The organism is Desulfocurvus sp. DL1XJH-121, assembly GCF_054819825.1.
In genome coordinates this window covers 100,040-118,162 of record NZ_JBTVWW010000010.1, presented here as the reverse complement: position 1 = coordinate 118,162, position 18,123 = coordinate 100,040, and the positions used below count along the sequence as shown (strand labels likewise).

General features: G+C 65.9%; 18 protein-coding genes and 1 pseudogene. 14 read left to right on the top strand and 5 right to left on the bottom strand.

The window, feature by feature from the left end; all coding sequences use genetic code 11:
• Window positions 1-53: 53 nt before the first annotated feature.
• Window positions 54-1,337, bottom strand: coding sequence for a DUF401 family protein (locus ACYYG1_RS09155; RefSeq protein ID WP_461209999.1), 1,284 nt, complete (start codon window positions 1,335-1,337; stop codon window positions 54-56).
• A 495-nt stretch (window positions 1,338-1,832) separates the two neighbouring features.
• On the opposite strand from ACYYG1_RS09155, the gene ACYYG1_RS09150 reads away from it, so the two are divergent.
• From ACYYG1_RS09150 to ACYYG1_RS09140, 3 genes and pseudogenes are all read left to right on the top strand, one after another.
• On the top strand, window positions 1,833-2,228 hold the full coding sequence (locus tag ACYYG1_RS09150; protein ID WP_461209998.1) for a hypothetical protein: 396 nt from the start codon (window positions 1,833-1,835) through the stop codon (window positions 2,226-2,228).
• Between the two features lie 175 nt (window positions 2,229-2,403).
• Window positions 2,404-2,901, top strand: a complete 498-nt coding sequence (locus ACYYG1_RS09145; protein ID WP_461209997.1) for a bacteriohemerythrin — start codon at window positions 2,404-2,406, stop codon at window positions 2,899-2,901.
• Between the two features lie 20 nt (window positions 2,902-2,921).
• Window positions 2,922-4,127, top strand: a pseudogene (locus ACYYG1_RS09140) (BaiN/RdsA family NAD(P)/FAD-dependent oxidoreductase); the annotation flags it as partial.
• A gap of 81 nt (window positions 4,128-4,208) precedes the next feature.
• Here ACYYG1_RS09140 and tatA read toward each other — a convergent pair.
• A complete protein-coding gene (tatA, locus tag ACYYG1_RS09135) occupies window positions 4,209-4,412 on the bottom strand; it encodes a twin-arginine translocase TatA/TatE family subunit (RefSeq protein WP_461209996.1) in 204 nt (67 codons plus the stop codon).
• 203 nt (window positions 4,413-4,615) lie between these two features.
• Between tatA and ACYYG1_RS09130 the strand changes: the two genes are divergently transcribed.
• The 11 genes from ACYYG1_RS09130 to ACYYG1_RS09080 all read left to right on the top strand — a co-directional run bounded on the left by ACYYG1_RS09130 (window position 4,616) and on the right by ACYYG1_RS09080 (window position 12,791).
• Window positions 4,616-4,990, top strand: coding sequence for a hypothetical protein (locus ACYYG1_RS09130; RefSeq protein WP_461209995.1), 375 nt, complete (start codon window positions 4,616-4,618; stop codon window positions 4,988-4,990).
• Between the two features lie 43 nt (window positions 4,991-5,033).
• On the top strand, window positions 5,034-5,828 hold the full coding sequence (locus tag ACYYG1_RS09125; protein ID WP_461209994.1) for a hypothetical protein: 795 nt from the start codon (window positions 5,034-5,036) through the stop codon (window positions 5,826-5,828).
• Between the two features lie 27 nt (window positions 5,829-5,855).
• Window positions 5,856-6,536, top strand: a complete 681-nt coding sequence (locus ACYYG1_RS09120; protein WP_461209993.1) for an HAD family hydrolase — start codon at window positions 5,856-5,858, stop codon at window positions 6,534-6,536.
• A 104-nt stretch (window positions 6,537-6,640) separates the two neighbouring features.
• A complete protein-coding gene (locus ACYYG1_RS09115; protein ID WP_461209992.1) occupies window positions 6,641-6,931 on the top strand; it encodes a YggT family protein in 291 nt (96 codons plus the stop codon).
• Between the two features lie 13 nt (window positions 6,932-6,944).
• A complete protein-coding gene (locus tag ACYYG1_RS09110) occupies window positions 6,945-7,451 on the top strand; it encodes a DivIVA domain-containing protein (protein WP_461209991.1) in 507 nt (168 codons plus the stop codon).
• A 37-nt stretch (window positions 7,452-7,488) separates the two neighbouring features.
• Window positions 7,489-7,776 (top strand): DUF167 domain-containing protein, encoded by a 288-nt coding sequence (locus ACYYG1_RS09105; protein ID WP_461209990.1) that lies wholly within the window; start codon window positions 7,489-7,491, stop codon window positions 7,774-7,776.
• 63 nt (window positions 7,777-7,839) lie between these two features.
• Window positions 7,840-8,067: a DUF465 domain-containing protein gene (locus ACYYG1_RS09100; protein ID WP_461209989.1), complete on the top strand. Its 228-nt coding sequence runs from the start codon at window positions 7,840-7,842 to the stop codon at window positions 8,065-8,067.
• A 1-nt stretch (window position 8,068) separates the two neighbouring features.
• Window positions 8,069-9,760, top strand: a complete 1,692-nt coding sequence (ilvB, locus tag ACYYG1_RS09095) for a biosynthetic-type acetolactate synthase large subunit (RefSeq protein ID WP_461209988.1) — start codon at window positions 8,069-8,071, stop codon at window positions 9,758-9,760.
• Between the two features lie 9 nt (window positions 9,761-9,769).
• Window positions 9,770-10,252 carry an acetolactate synthase small subunit gene (ilvN, locus tag ACYYG1_RS09090; RefSeq protein WP_461209987.1) on the top strand — a complete coding sequence of 161 codons (483 nt, stop codon included), beginning with the start codon at window positions 9,770-9,772 and terminating at the stop codon, window positions 10,250-10,252.
• 139 nt (window positions 10,253-10,391) lie between these two features.
• Window positions 10,392-11,381, top strand: a complete 990-nt coding sequence (gene ilvC / locus ACYYG1_RS09085; RefSeq protein ID WP_461209986.1) for a ketol-acid reductoisomerase — start codon at window positions 10,392-10,394, stop codon at window positions 11,379-11,381.
• A gap of 432 nt (window positions 11,382-11,813) precedes the next feature.
• Window positions 11,814-12,791, top strand: a complete 978-nt coding sequence (locus ACYYG1_RS09080; protein ID WP_461209985.1) for a quinone oxidoreductase family protein — start codon at window positions 11,814-11,816, stop codon at window positions 12,789-12,791.
• 88 nt (window positions 12,792-12,879) lie between these two features.
• Here the strand turns inward: ACYYG1_RS09080 and ACYYG1_RS09075 are convergent, their stop codons facing one another.
• The 3 genes from ACYYG1_RS09075 to ACYYG1_RS09065 form a co-directional block, all read right to left on the bottom strand.
• Window positions 12,880-14,619, bottom strand: a complete 1,740-nt coding sequence (locus tag ACYYG1_RS09075; protein ID WP_461209984.1) for a carbon starvation CstA family protein — start codon at window positions 14,617-14,619, stop codon at window positions 12,880-12,882.
• A 574-nt stretch (window positions 14,620-15,193) separates the two neighbouring features.
• The gene (locus ACYYG1_RS09070; protein WP_461209983.1) at window positions 15,194-16,930 is read right to left on the bottom strand and encodes a carbon starvation CstA family protein; all 1,737 of its coding nucleotides are present in this window, start codon (window positions 16,928-16,930) and stop codon (window positions 15,194-15,196) included.
• A 295-nt stretch (window positions 16,931-17,225) separates the two neighbouring features.
• On the bottom strand, window positions 17,226-18,005 hold the full coding sequence (locus tag ACYYG1_RS09065; protein WP_461209982.1) for a substrate-binding periplasmic protein: 780 nt from the start codon (window positions 18,003-18,005) through the stop codon (window positions 17,226-17,228).
• Window positions 18,006-18,123: the final 118 nt, after the last annotated feature.

Here is an 18,123-nt window from a genome sequence, read left to right as displayed (position 1 = left end):
CTTACAGCGTAGTCTTTCCCGGGGGGGTGTGCAACCGGGCGGGCACGAAAAAACTAACGGGTCAGCAGCATGAAGTAGACCACCCCGAAGACCATGATCAGCATGCCGGGCACCATGAGCTTGCGCCAGGGCGTCCAGAAGTTCACGTGGAAGAACTCGCAGGTCAGCAGGTAGCAGATGTGCAGGGGTGAGAGGATCAGCCCCGCGTACCCGGCGAACTGGGCCAGGGTCAGGTAGGGGAGAACCTGGTCGTCCATGCCCAGCTGGTGCAGCAGCGCCAGGAGCAGGGGGAAGGTGGCGCCCACGAAGGCCACGTTGAGCCCCGCGATGAGGCCCACCAGGAAGGGCAGGCAGACGGCCGAAACCATCAGGGCCACGCCGCCGCCGGCCAGCCGGGCCAGCTGCGCCACCACGCCGCTGGCCTGCATGAATTCCTTGAATACGAAGATGGCCAGGACCACGTAGACCATGCTGCCCAGATGCTTGGTGAACAGGATCTTCCTGAGCAGGGACATGGGGGCCTTGTTCTGGGCCATGCAGCAGGCGATGCCCGCGGCCAGGGCCAGGAGCACGCCCCATTCGAAGGCCACCTCGGGCATGTACATGCCGATGCCGATCTCGAAGAACACCGCGCCCAGGATGGACACCAGCAGGGGCAATCCTTCGCGGGCGGTGACGCGCCAGTCGCGCTTGTCCTCGGCTGCGGCGGCCGAGGCGGCGGCGGCCGTGGGCTTGATGTGCCGCAGGATGAAGATCCAGCCCAGCAGGATGCTCAGGGGCAGGCCCAGCCAGGTGTAGGCCACCAGATGGTGGATGGGCACGCCGCCCAGGGACGCCGTGAGGATGATGCCCGGGTACAGGGGCCAGGCCAGCTCCCAGATGTGGCGGTACCAGTAGTTCACCAGCACCTTTTCCGTGGGGTTCAGGCCCATGTCCTTGGAGGCCTCCTCCAGCATGGGCGCGGAGAAGATGGCGCCGCCGGGCATGGGCAGCAGCCCGATGAGGGCCGGGAAAAAGGCCAGCTTGAAGCGCGGGCTGCGCAGGTAGGCCGAGAGGGCCTGCATCAGCCTGGCGGATTGCCCGGTCTTCTCCAGAAGCCCGGAGAGCATCATGATGAAGACGATGATGGCGGCCAGGAACAGGGTCTTTTCGTTGCTGGCCGCGCTGGCCACGGCCCCGGGCCACTGGCCCAGGGGCAGGCCGAAGAGCAGTCCGGTCACTGCCGCGCCCGTAAGAATGGAGGTGCCGAGGCCCAGACGCATGCGGATGCCCACGAGCATGCAGAAGAAGGCGGCGAGAATCTTGAACAGTGGAACGAGGTGGACGAGGGTTTCCATGGGAGGCGGTTCCTTGATGCGAGCGTTGCGGCGTCGATCCGGTTGAAGCTGTTGCGAAACTGGTGCCCGGACTTCGTCGGATACGCTCGCGAGTACGCCTTGGCAATCCATTTTCTTGCGCCATGATTCCACTATCTTGCTCCCGGCGGGTGCGGCGGGGCCTGCTCCCGTTTCGGCGGGATCGGCGGGAAGAGCAGGGAGCGCCGGGCCGGAACGGCCGTCCCGCCTCGGCCCGGAAGGCGGGAGCGGCCCGCGCGCGTACCGCGTGGAAAGCGCCTTCCCGGTGCCTGGGGCCATGCGCCCGGGGCGGCATCCGCACAGGGGGGGCGCAGCCATTGATTTCTCGCTGAGTTTCCATGAATAAGATTAAATATCAGCATATTAAATAAATGTGAGAAAAATAGCACAAAAGACTTGATTGAGTAAACAAACAGTATTATTCCTGAATCCGCAAACGACATGGCACCAATCCGGAACGATTAAGGTTTACGACAGATGGAACAGGAAATTCACGTCCTCGTGCTGGAAGCGGAAAGGTCCGCCGGGTTCAGGATATCCGACGCCCTCAAGGCCGCTGGTGCGCGCGTTCACATGGTGGACAGCTGCGCCCGGGCCATGAACAAGATGCTGGAATACATGGACCTCGTCGTGGTGGATTCGCGCGCCCAGGGCCAGACTTCCCAGAGCGTGGAATGCATCAAGCGGCGCCTGGCCACCACCTGCGTGGCCGCGGTGGCCGGGGAGGATGAACTGCGGTCCCTGCGTTTCCAGGGCCGCGTGCGCGCCGACGCCTACGTGCCCCTGGGCCGTGACGGCCAGGCCCTGGCCGCGGCGCTTCTGGACATCCTGGCCCGCAGCCCCAGGCGGAGCAACGCGAGGTTCGCCGCCTAAGATACTTCAGACCAACCCCCTCACCTCCTACCTCCCCCTACAGAGAAAGTCCGCTGCGTCCTGCAGCGGACTTTCTCTGCTTCCGGGCCTAGGGGCGCGGCGAAATTCCGGCCGGTGGCCCCGAAGGCGCGACGATGCTATGATCGGTAATCCGGATGCAACGGGGGAGGTGGCCATGGCGGGCGCCGGAAGTCTTTGGAAATCGAAGTTCAGCCTGGACATCGATGTCGTGGACGAGCAGCACAAGCGGTTCTTCGCCCTGTGCAACGACATCAGGGAGATGTCCCGGGGAGTGCGCGGCGGAGTGCGCGGGGCCGACTTGGTGCGTGCGGTGGTGGCCATGCGCGGCTACGCCTTCAAGCATTTTCATACGGAGGAGCGCCTGCTGGCGAAGCACGGTTTTCCCGGGCTGTACGCGCATTCGCGCCTCCACGACGCCTATCTGCGCGACCTGTTGACCTTCGGGGCGGAACTGGCGGCCCTGGCCGGGGAGCTGGACGCGGGGTCCCACGAGGAATTCCTGGACCTGGCCCGGCGCATTTCGGACTATACCGTGGCCTGGTGGAGCGAGCACATCATGACCAAGGACACGGCCTATGCCCGTTTCCTGCGTGACCGCATGGCCGGGAAAGGCCCGGGGGCCGGGCTTGACCCGGAAGTCCCGAGACGCTAGCTGGATGCTTCGCGCGTCCGGGCCGCCGGGCGCTGACCGCATCCGGAGCATCGCGCAACATGCAATCGTCTGACGTCGTCGTCATCGGGGCCGGGGCCGCAGGGCTGTTCCTGGCCGCCCACGCGGGCCGCAGGGGCCGCAGCGTGACCCTGCTGGATCCCGGGCCGGGCACGGCGCGCAAGGTGCGCGTGTCCGGGGGCGGGCGCTGCAACTTCACCCACCTGGACGCCTCGGCCGAGGACTACGTCTGCGGCAACCCCCATTTCGTCAAATCCGCCCTGGCCCGGTTCAGCCCCTGGGACATGGTCTCCTTCCTGGCCGAGCACGGCCTGGGCTACGAGGAGAAGGAGCCTGGCAGGCTGTTCTGCGACCAGGGGGCCCTGGCCGTGGCCCGCGCCCTGGAGGACGCCGCCGTGGGGGCCGGGGCCACGCTGCACACGGGCGCGGCCGTGGAGGCCGTGTGGACCGAGGGCGGCAGGCACCACGCGCGCACCGCGCGGGGCGAGTATTCGTGCGAGTCGCTGGTTGTGGCCACGGGCGGGCCGTCCTGGCCCGGGGTGGGGGCCGGCTGGTTCGGTTTCGATGTGGCGCGGCAATACGGCCTGCGCGTGGAGCCGCCCCGGCCCGTGCTCGCGCCCCTGGTCTGCGGCCGCTGGGCCCACGCGGACCTGGCCGGGATATCCCTGCCCGTGCGCGTGTCCTCGGGCGGGCGCACCGTGGCCGGGGACCTGCTTTTCACCCACAAGGGCCTGTCCGGCCCGGCGGTGTTCGACATGACCCTGTCCTGGAAGAAGGGCGAGCCCCTGGTCATCGACCTTCTGCCCGGCGCGCACGTGGCCGCCCTGGTGGACGAGGAGCGCAGGGACTCGGGGCGGCGGCTGGTGCGCAGGCTGCTGGCGCGGCATCTGCCCGCCCGCCTGGTGGAGCGCGTCTGCGGGCACGTGGGCTTTCTGCACGTGGCCGACCTCGAACGCGAGATGCTGGAGGCCCTGGGGGGCCGGGTGCACGCCTGGGAGGTGGAGCCCACGCGCACCGAGGGCTGGGAAAAGGCCGAGGCCGCGGCGGGCGGCGTGGACACCGCCGGGATATCCTCCAAGACCATGGAGGCGCGGGACGTGCCCGGGCTGTATTTCGTGGGCGAGGTCCTGGACGTGGCCGGACGCCTCGGGGGCTACAACCTGCAATGGGCCTGGGCCTCGGCCTTCGCGGCGGCCCAGACGGCCTGAGGCGCGGGCGATAAAAAACCCCGCCGACCCTGAGGGCGGCGGGGCGTGAATTCGTATTGCGAGGAAGGGGGGCCGAGGCCGCTACTTCTCTTCCTTGGTCTCTTCCTGCTTCTCGGACTTGTTGGGCGTGACGTCGATCTCGTCCGGCTCGTTGGTGGCCTTCTTGAAGTTGCTGATGGCGCGGCCCAGGCCGCCGCCGATCTCGGGCAGCTTCTTGGCGCCGAAGATGACCAGAACGATGAGCAGGATTATGATGAGTTCCCAGAAGCCAGGTGCACCGAGCATGTTGTTTCCTCCGTGGATGTGATCGTTGGCCTATACACCCCGGCCTGGCGCAGGTCAAGACGCGCGGGGCCTGCCTTGGCGGGGAAAATCGGCTTGCCATTTGGGCCGATTGCTGAAAAGAGTCGCAGAAACCGCAGGTGGTGGCGTGGGGCCTCCGCCGACCCCGGGACGCCCGTGTTCCGGGTGCGGGGTATGGAGAATCCATGGCCGCCGATGTCCGACGCCTGCCAGCGGGCGATTGCCGATTTTTCGAATGCGGGCGCTGCCTGCGCGAGGAACGGGTCAACCCCGGATACCACGGGGAGTGGCGTTGCGCCGTGCTGCGGGGCTGGGAAGAGGCCTACGACGAGTTCCTGGACCGGGCCGAGGCCTTCAGCCTGGGCCCGGCCGACGTGTCGCGCATGTGGCGCGGCCGTCTGGAGCTCCAGGTGGAACGGGCCGCCCTGTGTCCGGACTTTGTGCGCGGCGAGGGCGGCAACGGCACGGGCTGCGCCTGCGAGTTCGAGGCCCTGTGCCTGCTCAGGCTGCCGCGCTGCCCGGGCATGTGCCGCCGCTACGAGCGCCGGGTGGGGCGCTGAAACCCATGGGCCGCGCGCCTCGCGCGGCAGCCGGAGAACGAGCATGAGCCAAGAGCGATTGATGATATGGTTCCCGGACATGCATGCCTGGCCGGGACGCGGCGAGGTTCCCGGCGTGCTGCGCCTGGACCCCGGCATCGCGCCCGACGGGGCGGGGGGGTACAGGCCCGAGGGCCTGCCCCTGGATTCCGCCACGGCCCGGGGCTGGCTGGAGCGCGCCCGGGGCTACGCGGGCCTGTTCACCAGGCCCGGCGAACTGCTGTCGGCCTACATGGCCGGGGGCGACGATTTCTATTCCGGCACGGCCCAGGCCATCGTCAGCGAGCTGCGGGCCATGGAGTCCGGCGGCCGCCGCGACGATCCCGACCATGCCGAGGCCGTGCGCGCCCAGTGCGTGCTGCTGTTGGCCTATACCCGCGAGCAGGCCCTCATGGAGGTCGGCGGACTGGACTCCGGCGTGGAGGGCGCCTGGGAGGACATGGGCCGCAGCCTGGGCCTGGACGAGGAGGACGCGCGGGAACTGGCGCGAAGCGCCGCCCCCGGGTTCCTGCCGGACCTGGACACCTCCCCGTATGCGGCTCCCGGGGACTGGGATCCCGTGCTGGAGGCCTTCCTGCGCCTGCTGCCCGCGGACGCGGCCCTGTGCCTGGACGACGAGGGCGTGGCCCAGGCCCTGCGCGAGCGCGGGGTGGCCTTCGCCCCGGCCGGGGACGACGCCCCGCCCCAGGAGGACCCGCAGGCCTGGGCGGCGGCCCGGGCCACCGGCTACGCCCTGCTGGGCAGGCGCGTGGGCCAAGACCCCGCGCTGCTGGCCGAGCGCCTGATACTGACCCGCTGAACGCAACCGATTGACGAGCGAGACGACGTGCTGATTTGCAATGATTTCCTGGATTCCGGTTTTCTGGATGGCCTCAAAGGCGTGGCCTTCGACTGCGACGGGGTGCTCTTCGACTCCTGGGAGGCCAACAAGGCCTTCTACAACTCCATCCGCCAGTCCTTCGGCCTGGGGGTCATGGACGCGGCCATGGAGCATTACGTCCACGCCCACGCCGTGCGCGAGTCCGTGGCCTGCGTGGTGCCCGAGGACAAGCTGGAGGAGGGCCTGGCCATGGCCCGGGGCATCGACTACCGCACCCTGTTGCACCACATGATCCCCGAGCCCGGGCTGGAGGAAACCCTGACCTCCATGCGCGAGGCCGGGCTCAAGCTGGCGGTGTTCACCAACCGCACCAACACCATGGAAACCGTGCTGGAGCTCTTCGGCCTGGAATCCTATTTCCATCCCGTGATGACGGCGGGCAAGGTTCCGCCCAAGCCCCGGCCCGACGGGCTGGTGCGCATCGGCGAGGCCTGGTGCGCGGACCCCGGCGAGATCGCCTTCGTAGGCGATTCCAGCCTGGACCAACAGTCGGCCCGGGCCGCCGGGACCCGGTTCTGGGCCTACAAGGCCCCGAGCCTCGGCGCGGATCTGCATCTGCCCGATTTCTGGTCTCTGCGGCGCCACGTGTTGCGCCGCCGGGGGGCGGGCGGGGCCGGGCAGAGCTAATTTTCCCTTGATAACCGGCATGGTCTGTGCCAACAATTTCACCTACGTCGCCCTCCCGGTTCCCCTTTGGACGGCGGCGGGATGCCTGTTCCAAGGAGGTTACATTGGGCCTGTTCATCCGAGGTATCGCCGAAGTTCTCGCCATAGTCCTGAATTTGTACATGTGGGTGGTCATCATTTCCGCCCTGTTGAGTTGGGTTAATCCCGATCCCTACAACCCCATCGTACGCACCCTGAGGAATCTCACGGAACCCGTGTTCTGGCGCCTTCGGCGCTGGCTTCCGTTTCTCAACATCGGGGGGCTGGACCTGACGCCCATCGTGGTGCTTCTGGCCATCGTCTTCCTGAAGACGTTCCTGGTGGGCAACCTGTACAACCTTTCCATGATGTTCTGATGGGGGACGATCCATGTCCGTGAGCAAAATCGACGTCCTGAACAAGATATTTTCCCGTTCCTTCCGCGGCTACACCTGCGTGGACGTGGATGTGTTCATGCAGGAGGCGGCCGAGTCCCTGGGGGCCCTGGCCCAGGAGCGCGACTCCCTCATCGAGCGCGTGGAGCGCCTGGAGGAGGCCCTGGAGGAGCACAAGAGCAGGGAGCAGACCCTGCGCGACACCCTGATGACCACCCAGCGCATGATCGACGACATGAAGGCCAACGCCCAGCGCGAGGCCCAGCTGATCATCGACGCTGCCAACTCCAAGGCCGAGGTCATGCTCCAGCAGTCGCACCAGCGCCTGGCGCAGCTGCACGGGGACATCACGGAACTCAAGAAGCAGCGCACCCAGTTCGAGATCAAGCTGCGCTCCATCCTCGACGCGCACATCCGCATGCTCGAGGCCGACAAGGAGGAGCAGGCCGAACTGGATGCGGCCGAGTCCAAGCTGAAATTCATGGCCAAGGCCGGAGCCTGATGCGGGGGGCCGGTGCCGGAATGCCTGGGAGGCGGCCATGACCGAGCCGCAATACGCGCGGCCCGAAGGGGCCGGAGCGTGGCTGCTCACGGTCTGGGTGCAGCCGGGGGCCCGCAAGTCAGAGGTGGACGGGGTCCACGACGGCAGGCTCAGGATCAGGCTGCAGGCCCCGGCCGTGGAGAACAAGGCCAACAAGGCCCTGGCCGCCTTCGTGGCGGAACTTTTCAAGATACGGAAGAACCGTGTGACCTTGGTGCAGGGCGAAAAGAGCCGCGCCAAGACGTTGCGCATAGAATCGGAAACCACACCCCTCTGGCCGGCGTGAAGCCGGTAGTCGGCGGGCCTGCCGCCGTGGGGGCGGGAACCACAACCACCAGGAGATGGGTCAATGGAAAAGACTGATCTGGAATTGATCGCTGTACTCTCCGAGCGGAACCCCGAGATCAAGATTCTATGGGAGGAGCACCTCCTATACGAGAAGCAACTGGATAAGTTGGAAAAGAAGGCCGTACGCAGCCCCGAGGACACGCGGGTGATCAAGGAACTGAAGAAGAAGAAGCTGCTCGGCAAGACCAAACTCGACAAGTTATTGGAAAAGTACCGCTCGGAGGAATGATATGGAGCTCACTGGGGCTCAGATCTTACTGGAAAGTTTGAAAAAGGAAGGAGTTGATTCGATATTCGGGTTCCCTGGCGGGGCCGTCATCGACATATACGACGAACTTCCCAACCATCCGGAACTCAAGCATTACCTGGTGCGCCACGAGCAGGGGGCCATCCATGCGGCCGACGGCTACGCCCGGGCCACGGGCAAGGTCGGCGTCTGCCTGGTGACCTCCGGCCCGGGCGCGACCAATACGGTCACGGGCATCGCCAACGCCTACATGGATTCCATTCCCGTGGTGGTGTTCACCGGCCAGGTCCCTTCCCCGCTCATCGGCAACGATGCGTTCCAGGAAGTGGACATCGTGGGCATCACCCGCCCCTGCACCAAGCACAACTATCTGGTCAAGGACGTGACCAAGCTGGCCCGGACCATCGCCGAGGCCTTCTATCTGGCGCGAACGGGCCGCCCCGGGCCGGTGCTGGTGGACCTGCCCAAGGACATCCTGCAGCAGAAGACCTCCTACAGCTATCCGCGCTCCGTGTCCCTGCGCAGCTACAACCCCAACGTCAAGCCCAACGCCAAGCAGCTGGCCAAGGCCGTGGACCTGCTGGCCAAGGCGGAGAACCCGCTGTTCTACGTGGGCGGCGGGGTCATCAGCGCCGACGCCCACGCGGACCTGACCTGGCTGGCCAAGACCCTGAAGGTGCCGGTCACGGCCACCCTCATGGGGCTCGGGGCCTTCCCGGGCAACGAGGACCTCTGGCTGGGCATGCTGGGCATGCACGGCACCTACGCGGCCAACCGCGCGGTGCAGGAGTGCGACCTGCTGGTGGCCGTGGGCGCGCGTTTCGACGACCGCGTCACCGGCAAGCTGGACACCTTCGCGCCCAACGCCATGGTGGTCCACGTGGACGTGGACCCCACGTCCATCCGCAAGAACGTGCATGTGGACGTGCCCGTGGTGGCCGACTGCAACCAGGCCCTCGCGGGCATGCGCAAGCTGGTGGAGGGGGCCAAGGGCTCGCGCCGCAAGGCCCACCGCGACTGGCTCAAGCGCATCGCCAAGTGGAAGAAGGACCACCCCCTGAGCTACACGCCCGGGGAACAGGGCGTCATCAAGCCCCAGTCCGTGGTCCAGGCCCTGTACGAGCTGACCAAGGGCGAGGCCATCATCTGCACCGAGGTGGGGCAGAACCAGATGTGGGCGGCCCAGTTCTACGACTACCACAAGCCCCGGACCCTGATCACCTCGGGCGGGCTGGGCACCATGGGCTACGGCTTCCCCGCGGCCATCGGCGCGCAGGTCGCCTTCCCGGACAAGCTGGTGGTGGACGTGGCCGGCGACGGCTCCATCCAGATGTGCATCCAGGAGATGGCCACGGCCATCTGCTACGGCCTGCCCGTGAAGATCGTGATCCTGAACAACGGCTACCTGGGCATGGTCCGGCAGTGGCAGGAGCTGTTCTACGAGCGCAACTACTGCGCCACGTGCATGGACGTGACCCCGGACTTCGTCAAGCTGGCCAAGGCCTACGGGGCCGAAGGCTTCCGCGTCTCGGACCCCAGGCGGGTCAAGGCCGTTCTCAAGAAGGCCTTCGCCACCCCAGGCCCGGTCATCGTGGATATCCCGGTGGCCAAGGAGGAAAACGTCTATCCCATGGTCCCGGCGGGCGCGTCCCTGTCCGAGATGCTGGTGGTCTAGGAGGTCGCCATGCCGAGACATGTGTTGTCTGTTTTGGTGGAAAACGAGCCCGGAGTGCTGTCGCGCGTGGCCGGGCTGTTCAGCGGGCGCGGCTTCAACATCGAATCCCTGAACGTGGGGCCGACCCAGGAAGAGGGCGTGTCGCTCATGACCATCACCACCTCGGCCCCCGAGGTGGTCATCGAGCAGATCATCAAGCAGCTGCGCAAGCTGGTCACGGTGATCCGCGTGGTGGACATGAACGAGCACCGCTCCGTGGAGCGCGAGATGCTCCTCGTGAAGGTCGACGCCGTGGACTCCAAGCGCGCGGAGATCCTGCGCATCGTGGACATCTTCCGCTGCAAGGTGGTGGACGTGTCCCCGGACGAGCTGGTCATCGAGAGCACCGGGGACCGGGGCAAGATCGAGGCCATCCTGGACCTGCTAGTACGATTCGGGATCAAGGAAATCGCCCGAACCGGTACGGTTGCCCTCAAGCGAAGCATGCAGTAGGGAAATCCAAGGCCGGGCGACCCCGGCCAGCCACTTTCAGACAGAAACGATAGTCGGGCAGCCGCCGGGGGACCTCCGGGCGGCTGATTTCCGTCTGCACATTCATACATGAACAAACCAAACGATTAGTGAGGAACCCATGAAGATGTATTACGACAACGACGCCGATCTCGGTCTGCTCAAGGGCAAGACCATCGCCGTCATCGGCTACGGCAGCCAGGGCCACGCCCACGCCCAGAACCTGCGCGACTCCGGCCTCGACGTGATCATCGGCCAGCGCCCGGGCGGCGCCAACTACGAGCTGGCCAAGGAGCACGGCTTCGAGCCCATGCCCGCCGCCGAGGCCGCCGCCAAGGCCGACGTGGTCATGATCCTCTTGCCCGACCAGGTGCAGGCCTCGGTGTACCGGCAGGACATCGCCCCCAACCTCAAGGCCGGGGACCTGCTGCTCTTCGCCCACGGCTTCAACATCCACTTCTCCCAGATCAAGCCCGCCAAGGACGTGGACGTGGCCATGATCGCCCCCAAGGGCCCGGGCCATCTGGTGCGCCGCGTGTACACCGAGGGCGGCGGCGTGCCCTGCCTCATCGCCGTGGAGCAGGACGCCTCCGGCAAGGCCCACGACATGGCCCTGGCCTACGCCCGGGGCGTCGGCGGCACCCGCGCCGGCGTCATCGAGACCACCTTCAAGGAAGAGACCGAGACCGACCTCTTCGGCGAGCAGGCCGTGCTCTGCGGCGGGCTGTGCAGCCTGATCCAGAACGGTTTCGAGACCCTCACCGAGGCCGGGTACCAGCCCGAGATGGCCTACTTCGAGTGCCTGCACGAGATGAAGCTCATCGTGGATCTGATCTACGAGGGCGGCCTGGCCAACATGCGCCACTCCATCTCCGACACCGCCGAGTACGGCGACTTCACGCGCGGACCGCGCGTGGTGGACGCGGAGTCCAAGGCCGAGATGAAGCGCATCCTCACCGAGATCCAGGACGGCCGCTTCGCCAAGGAATTCATCCTCGAGTGCGCCGCGGGCCAGGCTTCCATGCACGCCATGCGCAAGCAGACCGCCGCCCATCCCATCGAGGTCGTGGGCGCCAAGCTGCGCGGCATGATGAGTTGGCTGAAGAAGTAGCGACGAGCCCGGGGTAGGGGTGCCCCGGCTGAAAAGCACATGAACCGCAAAGGCCGCGTCCCGCGAGGGGCGCGGCCTTTTGTCGTGCCCGGGAGGGGGCGGCCCTGGGGGGCGGGTCGGGAAGGTGAATTGCCAGACTGTATCGATGATATGATACTGTTGACGGCGTGTTGTTTTAATCATCGCTATTTCCTTGATTGCCAGTACGTTTTGGAGAATCAAAAAGCCTTTATTTTGTCGCGTGGAGACTGCGTGCGGTTGCAGCGGGAATAATGATTCGGGCCATAGGTCTGTTGTTGGCCGCCCCGGCGGGGAGTACAAGAATAAACGTATTGTGTATGGACATGAATAAATGGTGCTGATAGGGTGTATACAATAGTTTGTCCGGCGTTTGCGCACCATTATGGCGCAAAACGACGATAAGGAGCGTCAATGTCCAAGGCTTTTGTGATTCATGAGTACGGCGGCCCCGAGGTCCTGTCCTGGGAGGACGTGGCCGTGGGGCGCCCCGGGCCGGGCCAGGCCCGTGTGCGCCACAAGGCCGTGGGCCTCAACTTCATCGACGTCTATCACCGCACGGGTCTCTATCCGCTGCCTTCGCTGCCCTGCGTGCCCGGCCTGGAGGCCGCCGGGGTCGTCCTGGAGGTGGGGCCCGGGGTCCAGGGCCTGAAGCCCGGGGACCGCGTGGCCTACGCGGGGGTGCCGCCGGGGGCCTACGCCGAGGAGCGGCTGATTCCCGCCGACCGCCTCGTGAGGCTGCCCGAGTCCATTTCCTTCGAGCAGGCCGCGGCCATGATGCTCAAGGGCATGACCGCGCGCTACCTGCTCTACGGCTGCTTCAACGCCACGGCCGGGAACACCGTCCTGGTGCACGCCGCTGCCGGCGGGGTGGGGCAGATCCTGGTCCAGTGGGCCAAGGACAAGGGCGCCACGGTCCTGGCCACGGCCGGATCGCCGGAAAAGGCCGACGTGGCGCGGGCCCTGGGCGCGGACCACGTGATCCTCTACAAGGACGAGGACTTCGCCGAGCGCGTCAGGGAGATCACCGGCGGCCGGGGCGTGGACGCGGTCTACGACGGGGTGGGACGGGCCACGTTCATGAAGTCCCTGGACTGCCTGCGGCCCCTGGGGCTCATGGTCAGCTTCGGCAACGCCTCGGGCCCGGTGGAGCCCTTCGACCTGGGCCTGTTGTCGGCCAAGGGCTCCCTGTTCCTCACGCGGCCCTCGCTCATGACCTACACGGCCCGCCGCGCGGACCTCCTGGACCACGCCCGCGACCTGTTCGACGTGGTGGAGCGCGGGGCCGTGCGCATCGACGTGGGCCGGACCATGCCCCTGGCCGAGGCCCCCCGGGGCCACGCGGACCTGGAGGCCCGGCGTACCGTGGGTGCCACCGTGCTCGTGCCCTGAGCCCGTTCTGTTTTTACGCCGAAGAAAAAGGCCGCCGGGTTGAACCCGGCGGCCTTGTTTGCTTCGTGTGTAGTCCGGTTCGCCGGCTTTACGCCTCGGCGGCGTCGGTGTTGGTGTCCGCCCCGGTGAACAGGTTCTTGATGACGATGGAACTCTCGATGATCATCCAGATCTCCAGGACGAAGACGATCAGGCCGAGGGTGAACAGCATCCAGTTGCCCTTGGCGTAGAAGTTGGCCAGGTTCACGATCATGGCCCAGCCGGTCATGACGACCATGAAGACCAGAGGCACGGCCGTGAAGACCACGGGCTTCTGCTTGCGCTTCAGATACACGGTGATGACCAACAGGGCCATGGCGGCCAGGAGCTGGTTCACAGTGCCGAACAGGGGCCACAGGGACAGGGCCGCCTTCTTCACAGCGGTAACCTCGAAGCCGCCGTTGAAGCAGATCAGGGCGGCGGTGCCCACGGCCACCAGGGTGGCGCCGGAGGGAGTGGTCAGAGGCTTGATGTTGTAGGCCTCGGCCAGCTCGGCCACCACGTAGCGCTGGATGCGGGTGGCGGTGTCCAGGGTGGTGGCGGCGAAGCTCACCAGGAACACGCCCATGATGGTCAGGGCGATGTCCTTGGGAATGCCGTAGGCCACCATCATGTTCGCGGAACCCTGCACGAAGGCGCCGAGCTTGGCGCCCAGGCCGGCCGCGCTGGACCAGTTGGCGTAGTGGGTGGTGAAGGCGGTGACGCCCGTCAGCACCTGGCCGTCGGACGTGTGCAGGCCCAGGCCGATGCCGCCGCCCACGGCCACGATGACCAGGGTCGCCAGGGCGGCCTCGGTGAGCATGGAGCCGTAGCCGATGAACAGGCTGTCACCCTCGGTCTCGCACTGCTTTGCGCTGGTGCCGGAGCTGACCAGGGAGTGGAAGCCCGATATGGCGCCGCAGGCGATGACCACGTACAGGAAGGGCAGGATCGGCGGAGCGCCGGCGGGATGCAGGTCCAGGGCCGGGGCCACGAAGGTCGGATGCGCCACGAGCACGCCCAGGCAGAGCAGGCCCAGAGCGATGAGCAGCTGGTGGCCGTTGATGTAGTCGCGGGGCTGCAGAAGCACCTGTACGGGCAGGGTCGAGGCGACGTAGGCGTAGACCAGCATGATCAGGATCCACATCACCAGCGGGTTCAGGCCGAGCATGGTGGGCAGCTTGATGGGGATGTAGGCGCCCATGAAGACCGTGATGTACATGGCGATCACGGCCACGATGCCCAGGATGGTGATGTTGCCGCCCTTCTTGTAGATCAGGTAGCCCAGGATCACGGCGATGGGGATCTGGAACCAGACCGGGAAGACCGAGGCCGGGTACATGGTGAACAGGATGCCGATGATCAGGGAGAACACGGCGATGACGATCATCAGGGCGAAGAAGATGATCAGCTGGAACAACAGGCGCGCCCTGGGGTTGATCAGGCTGGAGGCCACGTCGCCCACGGAACGGCCCTTGTTGCGCATGCTGACCATCAGCGCGCCGAAGTCGTGCACGGCGCCCATGAAGATGGAGCCGAACACGGTCCAGATGACTGCGGGCACCCATCCCCAGATGATGGCGATGGCCGGTCCCACAATGGGGCCGAGGCCCGCGATGGAGGTGAAGTGGTGGCCGAACAGGACTTCTTTCTTGGTGGGCACGTAGTCCGTGCCGTCCTCAAGGGCGCTGCTCGGGCATTCCCGTGACGGGTCCACGTCGAAAATTTTCTTGGCAAGGAACTTGCCATAGGTGTGGTAGGCCACCACGTAACCTACGAAACACAGCAGGGCAATAATGAGTGAGTTCATGCGTTTCCTCCAAAAGTTGGTTTGCCCGTGATATATTCCTCTCCACTCCGGTGTCCCCGAGACCCCGTCCGGTTCCTTCCGCGCACTGCAAGCGGACCGCAGGAGCCTTGCGCCCCCCATTGGTCGCAATGATCTCGCCGACTTTGTCCGATCGCGGTGTGCGGCATCGTCCGTTCTATCCGGTCCCCCGGTTCTATTTGTAGTTTTCTCTATGGCAACGAACAAAAAGCGTCAATGAACATCCCGGTATTTTTAGTTTTTTGCACTTTTAGACGCTTCACCTGTCGGTTTTTGCGTTTGAAGTGCACGGGCCCTGGGCACGTTTTTGTTGGTGCGTTGGCGTATTCGGGGGATATCTGCGCCCTTCTCGTGGCGGATGGTGGTCGGGATGGAGAGTCTTTTAGGCCAGCCCATCTGGTATGTCAATTTGAGTATCCAGACGAGTTTTCGGCCCGGAGATAGAGATTCCAGTGGTTCGTATTGCAGATGTCGAAGGGCTGGTTTCCGGCCGGTGGGGCATAAAAAAGGGCCGCCGGCTGATGCCGGCGGCCCCGTGCGTGGCTCGGAAGGGGGGTTAGGCCGGGGTCGTCCCCGAGGGTTCGGGCCCCGTAGCCAGGGACTTGAGCACGATGAGGCTCTCGATGATCATCCAGATTTCCAGCAGGAACACGGCCAGGCCGATGAAGAACAGCATCCAGTTGGCCTTGGCGTAGAAGGTTCCCAGGTTGATGACCATGGCCCAGCCCGTCATGACGACCATGAACACCAGGGGCAGGGCGGTGACGAAGGTGGGCATCTTCTTGCGCGCCAGATACACCGTGATCACCAACAACGCCATGGCGGCCATCAGCTGGTTCACGGTGCCGAACAGCGGCCACAGGGCCAGGGCTCCCTTGGTCACGGCCTCCTTGGCGAAGCCGTTGTGGAAGCAGACCAGCGCGGCCGAACCCACGGCGATGAGGGTCGCGCCCACGGGGGTGGCGGCGGCCTTGACGTTGTAGGCCTCGGCCAGCTCGGCCACCACGTAGCGCTGGATGCGGGTGGCGCTGTCCAGGGTGGTGGCGGCGAAGCTCACCAGGAACACGCCCATGATGGTCAGGGCGATCTCCACGGGGATGCCGTAGCTCTCCATGAGATTGGCCGAGCCTTCCACGAAGGCCTTGAGCTTGGCGCCCAGGCCGGCGGCGCTGGACCAGCTCGCATAGTGGGTGGTGAAGGCCTCCGGGCCCGTGAGCACGGTGCCGTCGGCCAGGTGCAGGCCCATGCCGATGCCCGCGCCCACGGCCACGATGACCAGGGTGGACAGGGCGGCCTCGGTGAGCATGGAGCCGTAGCCGATGAACTGGCAGTCGCGCTCGTTTTCGCACTGCTTGGCGCTGGTGCCCGAGCTGACCAGGGAGTGGAAGCCCGAGATGGCGCCGCAGGCGATGACCACGAACAGGAACGGGAAGATGGGCGGCGCGCCCGCCGGAGTCATGTTCACGGCCGGGGCCACGAAGGTCGGATGGGCCACCAGCGCGCCGATGCACAAGAGGCCCAGGGCCACCAGCAGCTGGTGCCCGTTGATGTAGTCGCGCGGCTGCAGCAGCGCCTGCACCGGCAGGGTGGAGGCGATGAAGGCGTAGACCAGCATGATCAGGACCCAGATCACGATGGGGTTCAGGCCGAACATCTCGGGCATCTTCAGGGGCACGTACGCGCCGATGATCACCGTGAGGTACATCAGGATCACGGCGGCGATGCCCAGGCCCGTGTGCCCGGCGCCCTTCTTGTAGATCAGGTAGCCCAGGGCCACGGCGATGGGCACCTCGAACCAGACCGGGATCACGGCGGCCGGGTACATGTTGAAGAGGATGCCGATGATCAGCGAGAACACCGCGATGACGATGAGCAACTCGAAGAAGATGATCAAGAGGAACAGGGTCCGCACCCTGGCGCTGATCAGGCTGGAGGCCACGTCGCCCACGGAGCGGCCCTTGTTGCGGATGCTGACCATGAGCGAGCCGAAGTCGTGCACCGCGCCCATGAGGATGGAGCCGAAAAAGACCCACAGCACCGCGGGCACCCAGCCCCAGATGATGGCGATGGCCGGGCCCACGATGGGCCCCAGGCCCGCGATGGAGGTGAAGTGGTGGCCGAACAGGACTTCCTTCTTGGTGGGGACGTAGTCCTTGTCGTCCTTGAGGGAGCAGCTGGGGCATTCCAGCGCGTCGTCCACCTTGAAGATTTTTTTGGACAGGAACCTGCCGTAGGTGTGGTAGGCCACGATATAGCCCACGAAGCACACCAGGGCGATGACGAGTGAGTTCATGCTACCCCTCCGGAAGTTGGATGGCCATCAGGTATATCTGCAATCAACAGTGCCGGGAAGGCACTGAATGATTCCAGTGTTCCTGCATGGATGGAGAGAGGGAGAGGGGGTTGTCCAGCTGTAACGTGAACCGTTGCGCGTCGCAGGCGCCGTGTCGTCGGATGCAGTGGCTCCATGCCTGGCGAACAGGCTCTGGCCCATTCTGCTCTGTTGCGTATGACAATGCGAAGGGACAGTCAATGATAAAGGACGGTTTCTTTGACCTTTCCTTGCGATCGGAGGCCGGGGCGACCGTTCAGCGTGGCAGGCCGTAGCGGCTCATGATGCGGTCGATGGAGCCGTCCTCGCGCATGGCGCGGATCACCTCGTCGAATCGGTCCAGCAGGCCGGCGGGGGCGCAGCCCTTACGGATCAGCAGGTGGAAGGGCTGGTAGGAGATCACGGCCCCGGTGGACACCTGCTCCACGCTGTCCTGGACCCCGGCCTCCCGGATGCCGGGCCAGGCGCTTTCGGGCCATTCGATGGCCAGGTCTCCGCGCCGCCCACCCAGCATCAGCCAGACGTTTTTCAGGGTCGGGGTCCGCAGGCAGGGGATGTCCGCGGACTCCACGAGCAGCCTGTTCCAGCCGTTGCCGGAATTGGTGACCACGGTGAAGCCCCCCTTCTTGATGTCGGGGATGCCCCGGATGGCGCGCAGCTCCTCCATGCGCGGATGCCCCGCGTAGGTAAACAGGTGCAGGGGCTTGAGATAGAAGGGCTCGTCGTGGGTCACGGTATAGGCGCTCCGTTCCGGCGTGGGCACGGTGACCAGGGCGTCCTGCCTGCCTTCGCGCACCAGGGCCTGGCAGCGTTGCCAGGGGTAGGGCGACCAGGCCAGGGGCACGCCCATGCGCGTCTCCAGAGCCTCGCTGATGATGTCGTGGAAGAAACCGTGCATGGCCCCGCCCTCGTCCCGCCAGAAATAGGGCCGGTATTCGGGAAAGGCCACGCGCAGGGGCTCCCGCGCCGCCAGGGGCGGGGCGGTCAGCGGGATCATGGCCGCTAGGGCGGCGGCGAACAGGGCGGGAAGCCTCATTTTCCTCATCCTGGCTCGTTGGCGGGGCTTCGCGCCCGGCGGCTGTCGGGGCGCGCCGGGCGTTGGTTTGGAGTGCTGATATGCTACTCCCGGTTTCGCCTTCTGTCGATATGCGGGG